At 61.9% G+C, this 2,541-nt stretch carries 3 protein-coding genes; 1 reads left to right on the top strand and 2 read right to left on the bottom strand.

Features of this window, described 5'->3' with window-relative positions:
- Positions 1–777: iron-containing alcohol dehydrogenase (locus tag NW820_RS07100; RefSeq protein WP_414407084.1), on the top strand; the 777-nt coding region annotated here is incomplete at its 5' end.
- 24 nt (positions 778–801) lie between these two features.
- On the opposite strand, the gene NW820_RS07105 is transcribed toward NW820_RS07100, so the two are convergent.
- Entirely contained in the window at positions 802–1,743 is a 942-nt protein-coding gene (locus tag NW820_RS07105) for a DMT family transporter (protein WP_238376852.1), read from the bottom strand.
- Between the two features lie 248 nt (positions 1,744–1,991).
- The coding region (locus tag NW820_RS07110; RefSeq protein ID WP_414407085.1) for a glycosyltransferase family 9 protein at positions 1,992–2,541 on the bottom strand (550 nt) is incomplete at its 5' end.

The following is a 2,541-nucleotide window of genomic DNA, read 5'->3' on the forward strand; positions in this document are numbered from 1 at the left end:
GTGGTTACCGTGCCCACCTCTGCGGCCACCTGTGCCGCCTGGAGCGCCCTATCCAATATCTACTCCGACAGCGGCGCTTTTCAGCAGGATGTGAGCCTGGATCGCGCCCCTGCTGCCCTGATCCTGGACTATGAGCTGATTCTGCAAGCTCCAGCGCGCACCCTAGTGGCTGGGATCGGAGATGCCTTGGCCAAGTGGTACGAGTCTTCTGTCAGCAGCGGCGCATCGGAAGATGCCCTGGTGATTGGGGCAGTGCAGCAAGCCCGTGTCTTGCGGGATTTGCTTCTCCAGCAATCGGCGGCGGCCTTGAGGGAGCCGGGCGGAACCGCTTGGAAGCAGGTGGTGGATGCCTGCATCTGCCTGGCGGGGATCGTCGGCGGCATGGGTGGGGCTAAGTGTCGCACCGTGGCCGCCCACGCTGTCCACAACGGGCTAACCCACTTGTCGGGGCACCGGGCCACCCTGCACGGCGAGAAGGTGGCTTTCGGCATTTTGGCCCAGCTCCGCCTAGAAGAGATCCTGCAGGGAAGCCAGTTGGCGCTGGCAGCACGTACCCAGTTGCTGGAGTTCTACCGCCAGGTGGGGCTGCCCCTCAACTTGCGGGATCTCAAGCTAGGTCACTTGGGATCCGCCGACCTGCTGCATGCTGCCCAAGTGGCCTGCCAGCCAGGATCCGACATCCACCACCTGCCCTTCCCCGTCAGTCCAGAAGCCCTGTTGGTGGCCCTTACCACCACAGACCTGACCAGCTCCAGCCCTGTTCTCCCTCGGCTGTAAGTCCTGGCAGAGGATATCTGTCTGCTATCCAACTCCGCCGGTACGGGCCTGGGTCGGCATTGTGGGCAGGCGGGCTTCGCCGTAGGCTCCAGAGGTGGCGCCCACCAAGATCAAGGCTCCGCCCATCCAAGTCCACCCATCCGGGATCTCGGCAAACACCCAAAACCCGATTAGGCTGGCCCAGAGCAGACGGGAGAAATCCAGAGGCAGCAGCATCGTCACCTCAGCCAGCTTGTAGGCCTGGGCGAGGGCCACCTGGCCAATGCTGCCCAGTAGCCCCATGGCCACCATCCACAGCCACTGCTCAGGAGAAGGCCAGGTCCAAACCCAGACGGCAGCCAGAAAGGAAAGGGGGGTCTGCAGCAGGCCCATGTAGGCCGTAATCGTGAGGCTGGACTCGGTGCGGGAGAGGATCTTGAGCACGATGGTCACCCAGGCAAAGAGTGCTGCCGCCCCCAAGGCCAGCCCTGTTCCCAGAGAAAACTCTCGGAAGCCTGGCCTCAACATCACCAAAGCCCCGGCAAACCCCAGGCCCAATCCCAGCCAGCGGGACGAGCGCATCTGCTCGCCCAACACCCATACCGCCATCGTGCCGGCAAACAAAAGTTGAACAAAGCTCAGCGCCGTAGCTTCTGCCAGAGGCAACAGGCTGGCTGCCCAAAAGGAGAGCAACATCCCCACCGTGCTGATCGCCGAGCGCAGGAGGTAAAACTCCATCTTGGCGGTGTGCAGAGACTGGATCCCAGCCCGCAACACCAGCGGCGACAGGGCGAGAAACCCGAATAGGTTGCGCAAAAACACAATCTGAAAGGGGTGAAGGGCGGGAGTGTTGAGCCGGATGATCGCGCCTAAACAGGCAAAGCAAGCAGTGGCCAGCAGCTTCAGGGCAACTCCTTGCCAGAGCCTTATTTTTCCCCACTCTGCAAAGCGGCTCAGCTGGTGGCGATACCACATCTCCAAAGTCACAGCTCACACCCAAATGGTTTAGGCACTAAGTTTTCAGCCTTGAACTCTCAGCTTAAACGGACTTCCAGGGATCCGAACTGCGCCCCTGGGCACTCCTTGCTGCCCACCGGCCCCCCTGATTCCCAGGGGGAAAAAGATGGGGATCCCAAGACATGGCCATTTCAAGTAGCCATGAAACAACTCACCCCGTCGCTCCATAGCTCCCCTCTCTCTTTGGGAGAGGGGCTGGGGGTGAGGGCGTGGAACCTCTAGGTTTGCTTGAGAATCTCTTTCAAGTAGCCGATGACCGTTTCCGGCTTGAGATGGGCCATACAGGGATGACCCTCCACCAGGCAGGTTTCGTTTTTGAACTTGTTCTCTGCGCAGACCCGGCACTTGTAGGCGGTTTGGGTGAGATAGACGTGGGGCAGACGAGGAGCCCACAGTCGCACCGGGCTGGCCCCATCCCCATCGGCATCGTTGCCAAACAGGGCAATGGTGGGACAGCCCACTGCCGCCGCGATGTGCATCGGCCCCGCATCCACGGAGATACACACCCGCGCCCGCTTCAGGGCCCCCGCCAGCTCCATGAGGCTGGTTTTGCCCCGCAGGTCAACCATTCCCGTTTGCGCCAGCAGTTCGTCTTCGCTGCTGCCGCCGTGGTAGAGGGATCGCTGCAGCTCCGGCGCGCTGCCGATTAGCCCCACCTGCAGGCCCTGGCCTTGGCACCACTGGATCACCTGCCGCCAGTACTCCAGAGGCCACATCTTGGCGCGGCGGGTAGTGGTGATGTGCACCAAGACCTCTGGCACCGGAAAA

It is taken from the genome of Synechococcus sp. R55.7 (genome assembly GCF_047461955.1).
GTDB lineage: Bacteria > Cyanobacteriota > Cyanobacteriia > Thermostichales > Thermostichaceae > Thermostichus.